The organism is Dietzia aurantiaca (assembly GCF_021033825.1).
GTDB lineage: Bacteria > Actinomycetota > Actinomycetes > Mycobacteriales > Mycobacteriaceae > Dietzia > Dietzia aurantiaca.
The window spans coordinates 1-17293 of the sequence record NZ_JAIFXZ010000019.1 but is presented as its reverse complement, the minus strand read 5'-3'; the positions used below and the strand labels follow the sequence as shown (position 1 = coordinate 17293).

16 protein-coding genes are annotated in these 17293 nt (G+C 67.5%); 14 read left to right on the top strand and 2 right to left on the bottom strand.

Translation table 11 applies throughout. The features are described 5' to 3' along the window. The first annotated feature begins 50 nt into the window (after window positions 1-50). The 9 genes from trpC to K3888_RS15940 all read left to right on the top strand — a co-directional run bounded on the left by trpC (window position 51) and on the right by K3888_RS15940 (window position 8811). Entirely contained in the window at window positions 51-863 is an 813-nt protein-coding gene (gene trpC / locus K3888_RS15980) for an indole-3-glycerol phosphate synthase TrpC (protein ID WP_230931277.1), read from the top strand. Between the two features lie 66 nt (window positions 864-929). Beyond that, complete coding sequence (gene trpB, locus K3888_RS15975; RefSeq protein WP_230931312.1) at window positions 930-2225, top strand: tryptophan synthase subunit beta; 1296 nt, start codon at window positions 930-932, stop codon at window positions 2223-2225. Beyond that, complete coding sequence (gene trpA, locus K3888_RS15970) at window positions 2222-3013, top strand: tryptophan synthase subunit alpha (protein WP_230931276.1); 792 nt, start codon at window positions 2222-2224, stop codon at window positions 3011-3013. Before trpB ends, trpA begins: the two co-directional genes overlap by 4 nt. Next, window positions 3010-3951 carry a prolipoprotein diacylglyceryl transferase gene (gene lgt / locus K3888_RS15965; RefSeq protein WP_230931275.1) on the top strand — a complete coding sequence of 314 codons (942 nt, stop codon included), beginning with the start codon at window positions 3010-3012 and terminating at the stop codon, window positions 3949-3951. Before trpA ends, lgt begins: the two co-directional genes overlap by 4 nt. A 79-nt stretch (window positions 3952-4030) precedes the next feature. After that, window positions 4031-5449, top strand: coding sequence for a pyruvate kinase (gene pyk, locus K3888_RS15960; RefSeq protein WP_230931274.1), 1419 nt, complete (start codon window positions 4031-4033; stop codon window positions 5447-5449). A gap of 176 nt (window positions 5450-5625) precedes the next feature. Next, window positions 5626-6354 (top strand): M23 family metallopeptidase, encoded by a 729-nt coding sequence (locus K3888_RS15955; RefSeq protein ID WP_230931273.1) that lies wholly within the window; start codon window positions 5626-5628, stop codon window positions 6352-6354. Window positions 6355-6491: 137 nt separating this feature from the next. After that, window positions 6492-7577 (top strand): S-(hydroxymethyl)mycothiol dehydrogenase, encoded by a 1086-nt coding sequence (locus K3888_RS15950; RefSeq protein WP_230931272.1) that lies wholly within the window; start codon window positions 6492-6494, stop codon window positions 7575-7577. Further along, window positions 7574-8233, top strand: a complete 660-nt coding sequence (locus K3888_RS15945; RefSeq protein ID WP_230931271.1) for an MBL fold metallo-hydrolase — start codon at window positions 7574-7576, stop codon at window positions 8231-8233. The genes K3888_RS15950 and K3888_RS15945 overlap by 4 nt, the downstream gene beginning before the upstream one ends. 128 nt (window positions 8234-8361) lie before the next feature. Further along, a complete protein-coding gene (locus K3888_RS15940; RefSeq protein ID WP_230931270.1) occupies window positions 8362-8811 on the top strand; it encodes an SRPBCC family protein in 450 nt (149 codons plus the stop codon). A gap of 99 nt (window positions 8812-8910) precedes the next feature. Here the strand turns inward: K3888_RS15940 and K3888_RS15935 are convergent, their stop codons facing one another. Further along, entirely contained in the window at window positions 8911-10800 is a 1890-nt protein-coding gene (locus K3888_RS15935) for an MDR family MFS transporter (protein WP_230931269.1), read from the bottom strand. Between the two features lie 490 nt (window positions 10801-11290). On the opposite strand from K3888_RS15935, the gene K3888_RS15930 reads away from it, so the two are divergent. After that, on the top strand, window positions 11291-11971 hold the full coding sequence (locus K3888_RS15930) for a DUF732 domain-containing protein (RefSeq protein ID WP_230931268.1): 681 nt from the start codon (window positions 11291-11293) through the stop codon (window positions 11969-11971). A 452-nt stretch (window positions 11972-12423) separates the two neighbouring features. On the opposite strand, the gene K3888_RS15925 is transcribed toward K3888_RS15930, so the two are convergent. Then, entirely contained in the window at window positions 12424-13575 is a 1152-nt protein-coding gene (locus K3888_RS15925) for a hypothetical protein (RefSeq protein WP_230931267.1), read from the bottom strand. Between the two features lie 555 nt (window positions 13576-14130). On the opposite strand from K3888_RS15925, the gene K3888_RS15920 reads away from it, so the two are divergent. From K3888_RS15920 to K3888_RS15905, 4 genes are all read left to right on the top strand, one after another. Beyond that, complete coding sequence (locus tag K3888_RS15920; protein WP_230931266.1) at window positions 14131-14328, top strand: hypothetical protein; 198 nt, start codon at window positions 14131-14133, stop codon at window positions 14326-14328. Further along, window positions 14325-15089, top strand: a complete 765-nt coding sequence (locus K3888_RS15915; RefSeq protein ID WP_230931265.1) for a hypothetical protein — start codon at window positions 14325-14327, stop codon at window positions 15087-15089. Before K3888_RS15920 ends, K3888_RS15915 begins: the two co-directional genes overlap by 4 nt. 295 nt (window positions 15090-15384) lie before the next feature. Beyond that, window positions 15385-16446 carry a hypothetical protein gene (locus tag K3888_RS15910; RefSeq protein ID WP_230931264.1) on the top strand — a complete coding sequence of 354 codons (1062 nt, stop codon included), beginning with the start codon at window positions 15385-15387 and terminating at the stop codon, window positions 16444-16446. Then, the gene (locus tag K3888_RS15905) at window positions 16443-17270 is read left to right on the top strand and encodes an AAA family ATPase (RefSeq protein WP_230931263.1); all 828 of its coding nucleotides are present in this window, start codon (window positions 16443-16445) and stop codon (window positions 17268-17270) included. Before K3888_RS15910 ends, K3888_RS15905 begins: the two co-directional genes overlap by 4 nt. The last annotated feature ends 23 nt before the right edge of the window (window positions 17271-17293 follow it).

Below are 17293 nucleotides of genomic sequence, written 5' to 3'. Positions count from 1 at the left end.
TTGTTGATCTCGATCACACTTTTCCCCCATTTCTACTGAGGGAGGTCACGGTGGGCACCGTGCTCGACTCGATTCTCGACGGGGTCCGCGAGGACGTCGCGGCCCGCGAGGCGGTTATCGACCTGGAGTCGGTGAAGAAGGCGGCCAAATCCGCCCCGGCACCGCGCGACGCGCTCAAGGTGCTGCGTGACCCCGGAGTCGGGGTCATCGCCGAAGTGAAGCGGGCGAGCCCGTCCAAGGGGCAGCTCGCCGACATCCCGGATCCCGCCGTGCTGGCCCGGATGTACGAGGACGGTGGCGCGCGGATCATCTCCTGCCTGACCGAGGAGCGCCGGTTCAACGGCAGCCTGGCGGATCTCGACGCCGTGCGTCGTGCCGTGGACATCCCCGTCCTGCGTAAGGACTTCGTCGTGGGTCCGTACCAGATCCACGAGGCCCGGGCGCACGGAGCGGACCTGGTCCTGCTCATCGTCGCGGCGCTCGAGCAGGAGGCGCTGGTCTCGCTGCTCGACCGTACGGAGTCCCTGGGCATGACCGCCCTGGTGGAGGTGCACACCGAGGAGGAGGCGGACCGCGCTCTCGAGGCCGGTGCCACGGTCATCGGCGTCAACGCCCGCAACCTCAAGACTCTCGAGGTCGACCGTGACGTGTTCTCCCGCATCGCACCGGGCCTGCCGTCGGGGGTCGTGAAGATCGCCGAGTCCGGCGTTCGCGACGCCTCGGATCTGCTGGCGTACGCGAGCGTGGGCGCGGACGCGGTCCTCGTGGGCGAGGGCCTGGTGACCCAGGGCGATCCGCGGGCGGCGTGCAACTCGCTGGCCACGGCGGGTGCTCACCCCTCCTGCCCGCAGGGACCCCGGTAGGCCTTCTGCGCAGGCTTCCGGCAGACTGGGATCGTGACTTCCTACGATCTGCCACCACTTCCCACGATGGGGGACGTTCTGCGTACCCCCACCGGCCACGAGCCCGATCAGAGGGGCCACTGGGGGCTGTTCGGCGGACGCTATGTCCCCGAGGCGCTCATGGCGGTGATCGACGAGGTGACCGACGCCTACGGCAAGGCGCGCGCAGACGAGGAATACCTCGGGGAGCTGGACCGGTTGCAGCGTCACTACTCCGGACGCCCGTCACCGCTGTACGAAGCGGAGCGGTTCGGCGCCGAGGTGGGAGCCCGCGTGTTCCTCAAGCGTGAGGATCTCAACCACACGGGCTCGCACAAGATCAACAACGTTCTCGGGCAGGCGCTGCTGGCCCAGCGGATGGGCAAGTCGCGGGTGATCGCCGAGACGGGCGCCGGTCAGCACGGTGTCGCCACCGCCACCGCGTGCGCGTTGCTGGGGCTCGAGTGCAAGGTCTACATGGGCGCGGTCGACGTGCGGCGCCAGGCGCTGAACGTGGCCCGGATGCGGCTGCTGGGCGCGGAGGTCGAGGCGGTGGAGATCGGCTCGGCCACGCTCAAGGACGCCATCAACGAGGCCATGCGGGACTGGGTGTCCCGGGCGGATGACACCTACTACGCCTTCGGCACGGCCGCCGGGCCCCACCCGTTCCCCGCGATGGTCCGTGATTTCCAGCGGATCGTGGGAACGGAAGCGCGAGCGCAGATGCTCGACCAGGCGGGCCGGCTCCCGGACGCGGCGGTCGCGTGCGTCGGCGGCGGCTCCAACGCGATCGGCCTGTTCCATCCGTTCATCGACGACGCCTCGGTACGACTCGTGGGCTGCGAGGCCGGCGGGGACGGCGTGGACACCGGGCGGACCGCGGCCACCGTCAACGCCGGCCGCCCGGGCGTGTTCCAGGGCTCGTACGCGCACCTGATGCAGGACGCGGACGGCCAGACCATCGAGTCGCATTCCATCTCCGCGGGCCTGGACTACCCCGGCGTCGGGCCGGAGCACTCACACCTGTCCGAGGTCGGCCGGGCCGAGTACCGCCCTGTCACGGATTCGCAGGCCATGGATGCCTTCGCCCAGCTGTGCCGCACCGAGGGCATCATCCCGGCGATCGAGTCCGCGCACGCGGTCGCGGGCGCGGCCCAGCTCGCCGCCGAGGGCGTCGGGCTGATCCTGGTCAACGTGTCGGGTCGAGGAGACAAGGATGTCGACACCGCCGCGCGGTGGTTCGGCTTGTTGGACGGGGGCGCCCCGCCCGAGGCCGGGGTTGATTCACACCAGGCCGACGACGACGGCGAGGGTGCGTACGCGGACGGGGGAGTCGAGGGATGAGCGTTCTCAGTGACGTGTTCGAGCGGTGCCGGGCCGAGGGCCGGGCCGCGCTCATCGGGTACTACCCGGCCGGGTATCCGACGCTGGAGGGATCGATCGAGGCCGTGCGCTCGATGGTGGCCAATGGCTGCGATGTCGTCGAGGTGGGCATCCCGTACTCCGACCCGATGATGGACGGCCCGACCATCCAGGCGGCCGCCAACACTGCCATCGAGGCCGGCTTCCGGGTTCGCGACACCTTCGAGGTGGTCCGCGCCGTCGCCGAGGCCGGCGCCGTGCCGGCGGTGATGAGCTACTGGAATCCGATCCTGCAGTACGGCGTCGAGCGGTTCGCCGCCGACTTCGCCGAGGCCGGTGGAGCCGGAGTGATCACCCCGGACCTGATCCCGGACGAGGCGGACGAGTGGATCGCGGCCACCGACGCACATGGCGTGGACAGGGTATTCCTGGTCGCGCCATCGTCCACGCCGGAACGCCTCGCCATGACGCTGGCACAGACCGGTGGGTTCGTCTATGTCCAGGCCGTCATGGGGGTGACCGGCGCCCGGGACGTCGTCACGGACGCCCCCGAGGTGCTCACGGCCCGTGTGCGCGAGCTCTCGGGTCTGGCCTGTGGCGTCGGACTCGGGGTCCGCAACGGCGACCAGGCCGCCGAGATCGCCTCGTACGCCGACGGCGTAATCGTCGGTTCGGCGTTGATCACCGCCGCGTCGGAGGGACTCGGGGAACTGGGCCGTCTCACCGCCGAGCTCGCCGAGGGCGTGCGCCGGCCGGGGCGTCCGTCATGATCCCCAGCCCACCGCAGGGGGTGTGGGAGATCGGACCGCTGCCGCTGCGCGCCTATGCGCTGTGGATCATCCTCGGCATCGTCGTCGCGATCTGGTGGGGCGAGAGGCGCTGGGTCTCCCGCGGCGGTCGGGCCGGCGTGGTCATCGACACCGCGTTGTGGGCCATTCCCTTCGGGCTGATCGGCGGCCGCATCTATCACGTCGCGACCGACTGGTACCGCTACTTCGGTGAGGGGAAGAACCCCGTCGACGCGCTGAAGATCTGGGACGGCGGCCTCGGTATCTGGGGCGCCGTCCTGTTCGGCGCGCTCGGCGCCTACATCGGCCTGCGGCAGCAGGGCATCCGCGCCATCGGCGCGTTCGGCGACTCCGTGGCTCCCGGCATCGTGTTGGCGCAGGGCATCGGCCGACTGGGCAACTACTTCAACCAGGAGCTCTACGGTCGCGAGACCGATGTCCCGTGGGCGTTGGAGATCTATCAGCGCTACGACGAGACCTACGGCTACTCCGAGACCATCGGGCGATCCACCGGCCAGGTGCTCGCGACCGTCCACCCCACGTTCCTCTACGAGCTGGTGTGGAACGTCCTCGTGGCGGTCGTCCTGGTGTTGGTCGACCGCAGATTCCAGCTCGGCCACGGCCGGGTCTTCGCCCTGTACGTGGCGCTGTACTGCTTCGGTCGGTTCTGGGTGGAGCTCATGCGCGCCGACGAGGCGACCCTCGTGTTCGGTCTCCGCATCAACACCATCGTCTCGGTGGTCGTGATGCTGGTGGCGTTGATCTACGTCTGGCGGGCCCGTCGGGGCCGCGAGGAACCCGCGGATCTGCGGGCTGCGGACGAGATCGACGCCGTCGCCTCGGACAACACCGACGACTCGGCACCCGGCCGTGCCGGCGCCGATTCGCACCGCCCGGAGGGAGGCGACGGCACCGGATAGTCGGGGGAAGCACCCCCGTTGGCCGGTCGTTGACGTCCGGTTCACCGGCAGTCCGACCGAGGGGACTAGATTGGTCCGGGTGAACCGTCGTACGAAGATCGTCTGCACCCTGGGTCCCGCCGTCGCCTCCGAAGCCGGCATCCGTGAACTCGTCGACGCCGGAATGGACGTCGCGCGACTGAATTTCAGTCACGGCGAGCATTCCGATCACGAGACGAACTACCGCTGGGTCCGTCAGGCCTCGGACGAGTCCGGCCGCGCCGTGGGCGTGCTCGCCGACCTCCAGGGGCCCAAGATCCGCCTCGGCCGCTTCATCGAGGGCAGCCACGTCTGGGCGGAGGGTGACCGCGTGGTCATCACCGTCGCGGAGGTCGAGGGCACCAAGGAGCGCGTCTCCACCACCTACAAGGGGCTCGCGGATGACGCGCGCCCCGGCGACCGTCTGCTCGTGGATGACGGCAACATCGGCCTCACCGTTGAGCGGGTCGAGGGCGAGGATGTGCACTGCCTGGTCACGGAGGGCGGAACGGTCTCCAACAACAAGGGCGTCTCCTTGCCCGGAATGAACGTCTCCGTCCCCGCGCTGAGTGAGAAGGACATCGCGGACCTGCGTTTCGCGCTCGAGTTGGGCGTGGACTTCATCGCGTTGTCGTTCGTCCGTTCGCCTGCCGACGTCGACCTGGTGCACGAGATCATGGACGAGGTCGGCATCCACGCGCCCGTCATCGCCAAGCTGGAGAAGCCCGAGGCCATCAAGAACCTCGAAGCCATCGTGCTGGCGTTCGACGCGATCATGGTCGCCCGTGGCGATCTCGGCGTGGAGTTGCCGCTCCAGGAGGTGCCGCTCGTCCAGAAGCGGGCCATCCAGATCGCCCGTGAGAACGCCAAGCCCGTGATCGTCGCGACCCAGATGCTGGAGTCGATGATCGGGAACTCCCGGCCGACCCGGGCGGAGGCGTCGGACGTGGCCAACGCGGTGCTCGACGGCGCGGACGCGGTGATGCTGTCCGGGGAGACGTCCGTGGGCAAGTACCCGATCGACGCGGTTCGGACGATGTCGTCGATCGCCCTCGCCGTCGAGTCGGACTCCACCGCGGCGCCGGACCTCGTTCACATCCCGCGCACGAAGCGCGGCGTGATCTCGTACTCGGCCAAGGAGATCGGCGAGCGGCTGGGGGCGAAGGCTCTGGTCGCGGTCACCTCGACCGGCGACACCGTGCGGCGGTTGGCGCGTCTGCACAGTCACCTGCCGCTCATCGCGATCACCGGCGACCCGAGGATCCGTAGCCAGCTGGCGCTGACGTGGGGCACCGAGACGTTCCTCACCGATCGGATCAACGACACCGCGGAGGTCGTCAAGGTCACCGACGAGATGCTGCTCCCGCTGGAGGGGTACAACGAGGACGATCTCATCGTGCTCGTGGCCGGGAATGTGCCGGGGGTCGAGGGGTCCACGAACTTCATCCTGGTTCACCGAATGGGCGAGGCCGACCACTGATCACTGTCGGATAACGTCACGTAGGTGCCGGTCAGCAGTTCGCTGACCGGCATCTTTGTGCCTATTTGTTTTTTTGGCGTGACAGCGCCGATATAGTTCTGTTACCTTTTTGGAGGCCACCGGGGAAGCCGGTCGGCCCTCTGCTCTACCCCGCAACAGACTTTGAGGTTTCCCTGATGACCGACGCCACTCGCATCCCCTTCGCCGAGCTCGCCGACCGGCTCGGTGTCGATGCCTCCGTCGCGGCCACCGGCCGTCACCGTGCAGTTCGTTCGTCGGCCCGGATGGGTCGCCTCGTCGCCGGCGCCGTCGCCGGTGCAGCCCTCTCCGGTGGCGTCGCCATGGCCGCCGCCCCCGCCGCCTCCGCGCAGTCGGCGGAGGTCAATCCTGACCAGCTCGCCGAGATGGCACAGGGCGTGATCCAGGGCATCGGGCTGAACGAGCAGCAGTTGCGGGACTACGCGAACGACTTCGCGATCGATCCGTCCATGCTCGGCTCGCTGGGCATCCCGGGCGTCGGGGGCGCACACGCACCCACCCACGGTCCCATCACCTCGGGCTTCGGCCCGCGGTGGGGCACGTTCCACAACGGCACCGACTTCGGGGCGCCCATCGGAACCCCGATGTACGCAGCCAAGTCCGGCCAGGTCGTCGCCGCAGGGCCCGCGTCCGGCTACGGCCTGTGGATCCGTATCCAGACCGATGACGGCGAGCTGTTGGAGTACGGCCACAACGACACGAACTACGTCTCCGTCGGCCAGCGCGTCAACGCCGGCCAGGTCATCGGCACCGTCGGCAACCGTGGTTACTCGACCGGCCCGCACCTGCACTTCGGTGTCCGCAACGCCGCCGGCCAGTGGATCGATCCGGTGCCGTGGCTGCGCGGCAACGGCGTCGTCGTCTGATACTTCGACCGGCTCGACACCTGATCTCGCGCCCCGTCTCCCACCCGGGAGGCGGGGCGCGAGCCGTTGTCGCGCCACCGGTCGGGCTTTCTGACACAGTGGTGCGGGAGTATTCAGATCTAGCGGAGAGGCGATCAATGTCGCAGACCGTCAAGGGCGTCATCGCCCGCAGCAAGGGGGCCGAGGTCGAGCTGGTCGACATCGTGGTCCCCGACCCCGGGCCGAACGACGTCATCGTCCGCGTACAGGCGTGTGGTGTCTGCCATACGGACCTCGCGTACCGCGACGGCGGTATCAATGACGAGTACCCGTTCCTGCTCGGCCACGAGGCCGCCGGAATCGTGGAGACCGTGGGCGAGCGAGTGACACACGTGGCCGAGGGCGATTTCGTGGTTCTCAACTGGCGCGCGGTGTGCGGCGAGTGCCGGGCCTGTAAGCGCGGCCAGCAGCAGTACTGCTTCGCGACCCACAACGCCTCCGAGAAGATGACTCTGACCGACGGCACCGAACTCACGCCCGCGCTCGGTATCGGCGCGTTCATCGACAAGACGATCGTGCACGAGGGTCAGTGCACCAAGGTGGACCCGTCGGCCGATCCGGCCGTGGCGGGCCTGCTCGGATGCGGCGTGATGGCCGGCATCGGCGCCGCCGTCAACACCGGCGGCGTGAGCCGTGGCCAGTCGGTCGCGGTCATCGGGTGTGGCGGAGTGGGCGTCGCGGCCATAGTCGGCGCCCGGCTCGCCGGCGCCTCGACGATCGTGGCGGTCGATATCGATGACACCAAACTCGAATGGGCCAAGGACTTCGGCGCCACCCACACGGTCAACTCGCGCGGGACGGACCCGGTGACGGCGATCCAGGAGCTCACCGGAGGGTTCGGCGCGGACGTGGTGATCGATGCGGTCGGTCGCCCGGAGACCTACGAGCAGGCCTTCTACGCGCGAGACCTCGCCGGGACCGTGGTCCTGGTCGGCGTCCCGACCCCGGAGATGCGACTCGAGATGCCGTTGCTCGACTTCTTCGGTCGTGGCGGCTCCCTCAAGTCCTCGTGGTACGGGGACTGCCTGCCGGAGCGCGACTTCCCGATGCTCGTCGATCTGCACCTGCAGGGACGTCTGCCGTTGGACAAGTTCGTCTCGGAGCGGATCGGTATCGACGCGGTCGAGGCGGCGTTCGATGCGATGAAGGCGGGCTCTGTCCTGCGATCGGTGGTGACGTTGTGAGCGAGACCTACACCAGTGCCGGTCACACCGGAGGGCTGCGGATCGAGAAGGTCGTCACGAGCGGGATCTTCGCGCTCGACGGCGGCGAATGGGAGGTGGACAACAACATCTGGATCCTCGGTGACGACTCCGAGGTGTACGTGATCGACGCCGCCCACACCGCTCAGCCGATCATCGACGCGGTGGCCGGGCGCAAGGTCAAGGGCATCCTGTGTTCGCACGCCCACAACGACCACATCACGGTGGCCCCAGAGCTGTCCGAGAAACTCGACGCCCCGATTCTGGTGCACCCCGGTGACCAGATGCTGTGGGACGAGACCCATCCCGACGTATCCCACGGAGACCTCGCGGACGGTCAGAAACTGGAGATCGCGGGCACGCGGGTCAACGTCATGAACACCCCCGGTCATTCGCCGGGATCATGTGTTTTCCATGTCCCCGAGGCGGGAGTCCTGTTCTCCGGCGACACCCTGTTCTCCGGGGGGCCGGGCGCCACCGGCCGTTCGTATTCGGACTTCCCGACCATCATCACCTCGATCCGGGAGCGCATCCTCACCCTGCCCGCCGAGACGCTCGTGCACACCGGGCACGGCGACGGCACCAAGGTCGGGGACGAGTCCCCGCACCTGGAGGAGTGGATCCGGCGCGGGCACTGATCCGCACCTCGCACGGTGATGGGCGCGTCGGGCAGGATGGTTCCTGTCCGACGCGCCCTTCCGTGGGTGCCGGTCCGGCGAACACCGGTCCGCGACCAGGTCGGGCCTCGCGAGGAGGAACACCACACATGGCCAGGGTCACCGCCACCAACACCATCGTCATCGAGGCGCCAGTCGAGGCCGTGACCACGGCTATCGCCGACTATGCGGGCGTGCGCCCGCGCATCCAGCCCGAGCAGTTCAGTGCCTACCGGCTGATTGAGGGCGGGCAGGGCCAGGGCACCGTCGCCGCCTGGCACCTCCAGGCCACCAAGAAGCGCAGCCGCGACGTCAAGGTGAGCGTCACGGTCGAGGACGCCGCCGGTCACTGGTCGCTCGTGGAGCAGGACGCGAACTCCTCCATGGCCACGACCTACACCGTGCGGGAGGCCACCGGCGGTTCGCTGGTCGAGATGACCACCTCGTGGGACGGCGCCGGGGGAGTCGGTGGCTTCTTCGAGCGCACCTTCGCCCCGGCCGGCCTCAAGCGGATCCAGCACGAGCTGCTGACCAACCTCAAGGCCGACGCCGAGAAGTAGGCTGCGCAGTCAGCACGGGGAGCTCGCCGGACGGTAGCGTTCCTCCGGCCGTCGGGCCTGCTCGGTCGGGCCCGGGCAGGCCCGCCGGGTGTCCGCGCCTCAGCGTGCCGGGTCGGGCGGGGAACTGCTCGTCGTCGTCGCCCCTCCGGCCCCGCTGGGGTCGGCTGCTCCGCCCACGTCCGGAGTCTGCGGACCGTCCGCCACGACCGGGGCTGAATTGGCGGCGACCTCCGCGGCCTCCGGATGTGTGCTGGAGGCCGCGGCCGCTGCAGCGGCCCGGGCGGCGTCCGCCTGCGGTGAGGTCGTCCGCAGCACGATGCGGGGCAGGAAGAACAGGACCACCGTGGCGATGACGGCCAGGATCCCGGCCACCAGGTAGATGCTGGACATGCTCAGCGCGTAGCCCTGCTCGAACGGGTACGCGACGGCAGCGGGGAGACGGTTGATCACCGCGGAATCCTTGGTCGCGGCCTCGAGCGCGCCGGCCGCCGCCCCGCCGCCGGGATCCGCGAGGGCCTCCAGGATCGAGTAGGCCTCCTTGTCCTGCCGCAGTGACGGGTCGGCCAGACCTTCCTGGATCCCGCGTGCGAGGCTGCCGTTCTTCTCCGCGATCTCGAGCTGGTCGCGGATCGCCCCTCCGACGCGACTGAACAGGATGGACAGGAAGACCGCGACGCCGGCGGTGCCGCCGAGCTGACGGAAGAACGTGGCAGCGGCGGTGGCCACGCCGATCTCCTGGGGCCTCGCCGTGTTCTGGATTATCAGGGTCAGCGGCTGCATGCAGTTACCCAGGCCGATCCCCATGATGAACATGTAGGCCATCACCAGCCACAGCGAGGTGTGGGCATCGATGGTCGACAGCAGGAACAGCCCCACCGCGGCGATGGCGGTACCGGCGATCGGGTACCCGCGGATGTAGCCGGTCTTGGAGATGAGCTGGCCCGAGACGATCGAGGCGCCCATCATGCCCACCACGAGCGGCAGCATCATGAGGCCGGACTTCATGGGGTCGGCGCCGTGCACGATCTGCATGTACAGCGGCAGGGTCATCAGCCCCCCGAACATGGCCATGCCCACGATGACGCTGCCGATGGTGATGATCGTGAACGTGCGATCGCGGAACAGCCTCAAAGGGATCAGGGCGTGGTCGCCGGCGCGGGCCTCGACGATGACGAACACGCCGATGCCCAGAACACCGACGATGTAGCACACCAGCGCGATGGGCGAGCCCCAACCCCACGTGCTGCCCTGCTCGGCGACGACCAGCAGCGGGACGAGCGCCACGATGATGGCGGCCGCGCCCGCCCAGTCCACCCGCTGCTGCACCCGCACGTTCTTCACGTTGAGGGTGAGGATGACCATTGTCAGTGCGATCGCCCCGATCGGGACGTTGACCAGGAAGACCCACCGCCACCCGGCGATGCCCAGGATGGAGCTGGTGGCGGCGAAGAACCCGCCGATGAGCGGGCCGAGCACCGACGACGTGGCGAAGACCGCCAGCATGTAGCCCTGGTACTTGGCGCGCTCGCGGGGCGGGAGGATGTCACCGAGGATGGCCAGCGACAGCGACATCAGGGCGCCCGCGCCGAGGCCCTGGAAACCGCGGAACGCGGCGAGTTCGTACATCGACGTGGAGGACGAGCTCAGTATCGAACCTGCCACGAAGATGACGATGCCCACGATGAAGAACGGCTTGCGTCCGTAGATGTCGGACAATTTCCCGTACAGGGGTGTCGAGATGGTCGACGTCAGCAGGTACGCCGTGGTGACCCATGCCTGGGCGCTGAGCCCGTCCAGGTCGTCGGCGATGGTCCGGATCGCCGTCGAGACCACGGTCTGGTCGAGGCTGGACAGGAACATCGCGGCCATCAGGCCCGCGAGAATGACGAGTATCTGTCTGCGGCTCAGTTCACTGCCGTCGGAACCACTCTGGTCGGTACCACCGCGGTCGCCGCCTGTGTCGGGTGCCGCGGATCTCGGGGTCGTCAACGAGTCTCCTCTTACGGATCAGGGAGCCGGGAAGCGGCGCCCTGCAGAGAGCGGCGGGAAGCAGCCGTATGCCACGCGAGTATATGTGGGGGCCATGCCGTCCGACGTCAAATGACGGTCCGGGGACACGTCTGTGGGACAGGGCGGGAGAGGGTCGGCCGTACGTGGTGCCCCCGGTCGGACTCGAACCGACACTGGACGGGTTTTGAAAACGACCGGGGTGGGTTCGTGTGGACCGCGCTGACCTGCGAGGATTGTTGGGGTCCACGCAGGTCAAGGCATAGATTGAGACGCTTTCGGGTCGCCTTCGATCCGGCCCGGAACCCCTCCGAAACGCCCTCGAATTGCCCCCAGTCACGGGTTTTCACCGGGTTTTGCCCTCGCGGACGACGGCGCTGGGGGACCGGCGGGATGGAGACGCGGCGCTGAGCTAATCGCGGGTGCGGACACGATGTAGTGACAGCGACAACATTCCGTTAAGGTTTCTCTCATGAAAAGACTTGTGGCGGCGTCAGTCGCATTGATTGCGGCGCTCGCCGTGGCGGGGTGCTCATCGTCGGGGGATTCTGGCGAAGGCTCGACGGCGGCGACTACGACCGAGGTCCAGAGCACGGCAACGACCGGGCCAGACAGTTATACCGGGAACTCTGTACGCCTTGCCTCAGAGCTGGAGCCACACATCGGAAAGCAGCCGCCCGAGGCGCTGGAGTCTTTCGCCCAGTTCAGCTGCGACATCATCGAGCGCGGCAGCTTGATGTCCGAGGCCGCCGAGAATATTGACCTTATGTTTGGCGAGACTTGGAACTATCCGAACGAAGCGGTTGTGCTTGAAGCCTCGATGGCCGAATATTGCCCGGAGCTTCTGCAAATTCAGGCTCCGTCGTCAACGTCATGGCGCCCACCGGTTGAGCCGGAGATCGGCAGCCGCAGTGCCTCGGAGCTTGCGGCCGCCGTTCGGCCAGTTGCCGGAGATGTTCCGTTAAGTCGACTGGATGGGATGGCGGAGGCCGTCTGCGCTGCGCTTGACGGCGGGGTCCCAGCTGCCCAAGTTGCGGATGAGGTGGCCTCTGCTGCCCAATCCATAGAGGGTGACGGCTGGCTCTCGGACACATCCGCTCGATATATCGCGATGATGTCGATGGTGGTCTACTGTCCACGGCACATGCCCTGACGAACGGCAGCGACCCCGCTCCGGTGGCTCGATACCGAAGCGGGGTCGCTTTGTCGGACTCGCCGCCACTGACCAGGACATGTCAACTGGACCAGACGGACCGGCGTTCCGGCTTGGGCGGCTGCTGTGACAAGTCGAACAGGCCAGCCGCCCTTCGTCGTCACCCGGCGAGCTTGGGGCAAGAACCGGGGGACGTGCTCTGAGAGGGAGTCTCATGAGCGCCCGACGGGGCACGCAGGTATCCGCCGGGAGTCTGTGATTGTTTAGCTCGTGCGCTTGCCCGTAGGGGCTGCGGCGAGCGTTTCGGAGGCCTCGCGGCCCCGGTAGGGCGCAACTCCCGGAGGAGCCAGCCCAGGCCCCCAGGAGAACTCGCCCGCGCCGGGTTCGACCGTCCCGGCGGGGGCGCTGGGCCTCGGTGGACTGTCGCCGGAAGTCTCCGCCGATCATCGCCGTCACCACTTCCAGCCGGTCGGCGCGGTGTAGTCCGCGTCTGCGGTGAGCTGCATGACGGCGGCTGCGCCCCGGCGACGGACGCCGACGCCGAACGACTGGGCGTAGAAGCTCTCCACGAGCGGGTAGCGCTGCTGGTTGCCGGGGATGAGGCGCAGGCCCCGGTAGGCGGGGTTCTCGTGCTCTCGGAGGCCGACGACGTTGCGGTCGGAGTTCGGCCCGCCGCTGGCGGCCATCGCCACGTACCCGGACGGCACGAACATCGACTCGATCACCAGCGCGTCCCCATAGGACCCGATGACCGGCAGCCCGCCGTACTCGACCGGCGGGGCCGCGCCCTCCAGTCGCTCGGTGACGTACCTCGCCGGGGCGGTCCCGGAGGGCACGAAGTCGTAGCGGGCGCGGGTGAGGTCGGCGGATTCGACCCCCACGCGGAAAGAGGCGATGGTTTCGGACTCGCTCGGGTTCACCAGCAGCAGGAGCCGCTGGCCGGAAGCGGTGTGGCCCTTGAGCTTGACGAGGCGGATCAGGCTTTCCACATCCGACGGATCGAGGGTGTCGGAGCCGGAGGTGAGGTAGTGGCTCGTGGTCGCCGGGTCCCACGACCGACCGAGAAACGGGGGCACAAATGACCCGTCTGCATTAAAGAGGCCGTAGACCGCGTTGCCCTCGGGGGAGATGCCCTGGGTCGGGTCGAACAACCGCGCCAGGATTGAGGTCGTGACGAGGCGGTTGCTTGCCTCCAGGATGCCGCGGTGGACGGAATCCACCTGATCTTGGGTCATGTCTCGCAATGCCCGCCAAGTGAACCGACTTGCGCGGTCGTAGTCCTCGAACGTGTACGCGAGACGGAGCTCATCGACCGGCACCCCGGCTGCCTTCGGCACGCCGAACTCTGACGCCAGTTCGAAGCCCTCGGACAGAGCGCCCTGGGGCACGGTGTCGAATGCGCGGGTGGTTGAGAACGACAGCAGCGACACCAGCGCGGAACGTTCTGCGTTGTACAGCTCCAGCGACTCGCGGTACTCGGAGTAGATCGCGTTGAGGTCTACGCCGTCGGCGGTGGAGTTGACGAGGACGTCGCCCTCGGTGACGTAGCCGCCGGGGGCTGTACCGTCGCTGCCGGTCAGTTGGGGGTAGCGGTAAGTGTTCATGGGTGAGCCTCGAATCAAGAGTGGGTAGCCGGATCGGCTGAAGTGTTCGTTGATCCGCCCTGTCTTGGCTGCCCCTGGCTGCACGGTTGGCGGTGAATATCCTGCGGCGTCTCCGACGCCTACGAAGGGAACGGTACTCCCGAGACGGCTGAATCCGGTTCGGTAAGGTCTTCGCAGGTCAGACAGGCCAGACGGTTCAGGTCGCTATAGGCCCGTTCGGGATCGAACCGGTATAGTAAAGCTCGGCCCCGGAAACGGGGCGGACAACTGAAGAGTGCGTGACTGTTCAGGCCACATGTGGAGTACCTCAGGTCTCTCCGCAACGGATGGTGAACCAGCGCGGCGATGCTAATTCCTACAGGTAATGGACGGTTCGTCGGGTCACGAGACAACGCAAGAGCGGGCTTCTGCCCGCTTCACTGCCGTACTCAAGTACGGCTTTGGGGTGTCTCGTGATCTGCAATTTGCTGTTGGATACCGAACGCCCCTCTCTATGAGAGGACCACGATGAGCAAGGCCCCTGGAACCACACGCACTCCTTCGGAGATGCCTTCGATGCGAAAGGCAGATGTCCCGACCTTCTGCCGCGAGAATGGCGTCCCCGCCATCACCGAGCGACTGGTGAAGTACGCAACCATTGACGGTCGACTCGCCGCGCACCGGATTGGCGTGGCCAACTGGTACAGCGAGGCTGACGTCCTCGACTGGATCAAGTCGATGCGCCGAGTCGGGACGGGCGGTGACGCCGCATGAGCGCCAACAACCACACGCCACGAGAGTTCACCCCAGCGGAGCGTGCTGCGTCCGCGCTCATGTTCGGAGTCGGACTCGACCACCACTCGAAGCTGGGCGAGCCGCTGGCGTCTGCGTTGACGGACCAGCTCGCCACACCTGGCTACTCGCCTGGGTTCCGGCGAGTCGAATGGCTCCGGTGGTTCGTGGAGATGGCGCGAGCGGGACGCCTCGGGGCGCGTGTCTCTCCTCCTTCGGGAGAGTTCGTGCCGGACTGGGGCGCAAACGACTCCCAGGATGTGCAGCGTCTCCTCACGCAGTCCGCCGAGGGAGACCCGTCCCAGCCGTGCCTGCTGGTTCACCGTCCGTTCGTGAAGGCCCGTCTGACCGGCTTTGCCGAAGGGGACGACTCGCTGGAGGAGGAGTACGGACGCTCGGACACCGACATCCGCGACGAGATACACCATCTCGTCATCCCGCACAGTATGAACCCTCTGCGGTACGCACGGTTGGTCGACCGGGAGACGTGGACTCAGGCCCGTCATCGGGGGCGCGTCGTGGCGTGTGACCGGTGCGTATCGCCGGGGCAGTTCGAGCACGTCGAGGGGGACCACCGGCGACCCGTCGTTCTCGACGCCCCGTTGTTCGTGGTGTCGGTGGGAATGGTCCATATCCCGGTCGTCCTGTGTAGCCGCCACGCCGCGATCCTCCGCCTGGAGGCGACTGAGGCGGGCGTGAAGCTCACCGAGGTCCCGCCGCTGAGCGAGCTGGACGACGAGTAGCCCCACCGCTGCCCCTGGCGGACTCCGCCACATCACCCGTAAAACACGCGATACCCCGCCGTCAGCCGATCCCGGTTGGCTGGCGGCGGGGTATCGCATTACTGGAAGGACCCCTGTGTCCGCTAAGAAACGTAACCGATCCGCCCGAACGCCGGTCTCCGGCAAGCGTCACTCGTCCACGCCGATTCGCCCACTGAGCCCTACTCTCGGGGAAGTCCTGCGGGTGCTGGGCTACCGACCGTCAGACCGTCTCGCGTACTGCGTCGACACCGTCCGAGGATTCCCCACGGATATCATGGCCGTGCGCGACCTCCGAGAGGTTGATCCGCCCGACGATCACAACGTCTACTTTTCCGTGTGTCCGCTGGCGGATGAAGCCGTGTCGCGGGCTGCCGGGGACGTGGCGAAGATTCGCGCGCTATGGTGCGACCTCGACTATAAGACCCTTCACACCGAGGACAATGCGCTCGCGGTCGTGGACGCGCTGTCGGACGTGCTCGACTCGCCGTGTGCTGCCGTCGTTCACACCGGGAACGGCGTCCACGCCTATTGGCGGGTGCGCAACTCCGCCGACGACTCCGCCGACGTCACCGACCGGAATCGTGGTTGGGTTGCTGACCTCGTGCTGCGGTGGGGCGGTCTCGTCCAGCGTGTCGCCGACAGCGTCGAGCCGGGGGCGCGGGTGGACAACGTGTACGACCTTGCCCGGATCATGCGGCTGCCAGGGTCCATGAACGTGAAGGACCCTGATAGCCCGGCCCCGGTCGTCGTAGACCTCCTCGACCCCGCAGCCCGCGACAAGCGCGGTCGCGCCCCGGCAATCGGGCTTTCTCGCCTCGGTCGAATCCTCCGCGAGGTCGGCGCGGAGCCGATCTCAGGCAGGCGGTCGGTGCTGCGAAGCGTGGACCGGGCGATTCCCGAAAGTGAGGTTGTCGACTGGGTGAACTCGGTGCCGGGGGCGGACGCTGACGCGCACGAGATGTCCCCAGAGTTGCGGGAGCTTGTCGACCGTCACCGGTTGGTCGATGAGTTCTGCTTCGGTGCGGACGGAGCAGCATCGGCCTACGAGCACATGACAAAGCTCGTCTGGCGGGCGGTCATGATGGCGACCGAGGGCCACGCCGGTCTGGCATGCGCCTTGATATCAATCCAGTGGTCTTACGGCGAGACGATGGCCCGGAGGGGTTCCCCCGATTTCCCTGAGGTCAATGGGCACGCCCGCGATGCGGCTACAGCCGAAGTCGAGTTCATGCGAGCGGTGCGCGGGGCGGTCGCAGAAGGGCGCAGGCGCGGCGTCGTCCCCAGAGGGCCGGATGGCCGGCTGATCTTCCGGACCCGTTCGGAGGACGCGTCATGACCAAGCCTTCTCGAACGCCCCTCACCGCGGTGCCTGATGCGATTGCCGCTGGTGACGATGTAACGCTTGACGATGGCGAAGCCCAGAAGCTCCAACTGGAACTGTCGACGCTTCGTCGCCGAGAACTCGCCCGCGAGATGCTGGCGCGCGAGCGTGCCGAGGAGGTGATGGCACGGGCAGTAAGCAACGCGGTCACGGGCCTAGAATTCCTGTTCAGCGCACCAGAACCTGATCCCGTGTGGGGGCGAGGTTCAGAGGTGCTGTGGGCTGCCGGTGAGTCGCTGATGATCGCAGGTCCACCCGGCGTGGGGAAGTCGACGCTTGCGCAGCAGCTCGTCCTCGCAAGGCTCGGCTACTCCGGGAATGGAGCACTACTCGGGTTCCCGGTTGAAGTGGACGAACGGCCCGTGGTCTACCTCGCGATGGACCGTGTGGCGCAGATTCGCCGCTCCATCAAGCGGATGGTCGATCCGGACTCGCCGTCCGCGCGTCTGGTAGGGGAGCGTTTGGTGATTTATCCCGGAGCGCCCGACTTCAATGCCGCCGATGCCCCGGAGCTGTTTGCGGAGTGGGTCGTGGAGGTCAGCAAGTACCGCGCTGGTGCGGAACCGGGGACCGTCGTTGTTGACTCGTACAAGGACCTCGTTCCGAACTTGAACGAGGACCGAGCTGGGTCCGGACTGAACCGCGCAACCCAACTGCTCGTCAACAGCGGTGTCGAATGGCTCGGTATCCACCACACAAAGAAGCCCACCGCCGACAACAAGAAGCTGAACCGCCCCAGGTTCTCCGCCGCTCCTATGTGGGTTGAAGCTCTCGTTTGAGAGCGGCGTAGTAACTCTGCTCG

Bases quoted from the DNA above. Each gene is read 5' to 3' on its own strand.
- trpB (WP_230931312.1), top strand. From the start codon at position 930: ATGGGGGACGTTCTGCGTACCCCCACCGGCCACGAGCCCGATCAGAGG.
- trpA (WP_230931276.1), top strand. From the start codon at position 2,222: ATGAGCGTTCTCAGTGACGTGTTCGAGCGGTGCCGGGCCGAGGGCCGG.
- lgt (WP_230931275.1), top strand. From the start codon at position 3,010: ATGATCCCCAGCCCACCGCAGGGGGTGTGGGAGATCGGACCGCTGCCG.
- K3888_RS15955 (WP_230931273.1), top strand. From the start codon at position 5,626: ATGACCGACGCCACTCGCATCCCCTTCGCCGAGCTCGCCGACCGGCTC.
- K3888_RS15950 (WP_230931272.1), top strand. From the start codon at position 6,492: ATGTCGCAGACCGTCAAGGGCGTCATCGCCCGCAGCAAGGGGGCCGAG.
- K3888_RS15940 (WP_230931270.1), top strand. From the start codon at position 8,362: ATGGCCAGGGTCACCGCCACCAACACCATCGTCATCGAGGCGCCAGTC.
- K3888_RS15930 (WP_230931268.1), top strand. From the start codon at position 11,291: ATGAAAAGACTTGTGGCGGCGTCAGTCGCATTGATTGCGGCGCTCGCC.
- K3888_RS15925 (WP_230931267.1), bottom strand. From the start codon at position 13,575: ATGAACACTTACCGCTACCCCCAACTGACCGGCAGCGACGGTACAGCC.
- K3888_RS15920 (WP_230931266.1), top strand. From the start codon at position 14,131: ATGCGAAAGGCAGATGTCCCGACCTTCTGCCGCGAGAATGGCGTCCCC.
- K3888_RS15915 (WP_230931265.1), top strand. From the start codon at position 14,325: ATGAGCGCCAACAACCACACGCCACGAGAGTTCACCCCAGCGGAGCGT.
- K3888_RS15910 (WP_230931264.1), top strand. From the start codon at position 15,385: ATGGCCGTGCGCGACCTCCGAGAGGTTGATCCGCCCGACGATCACAAC.
- K3888_RS15905 (WP_230931263.1), top strand. From the start codon at position 16,443: ATGACCAAGCCTTCTCGAACGCCCCTCACCGCGGTGCCTGATGCGATT.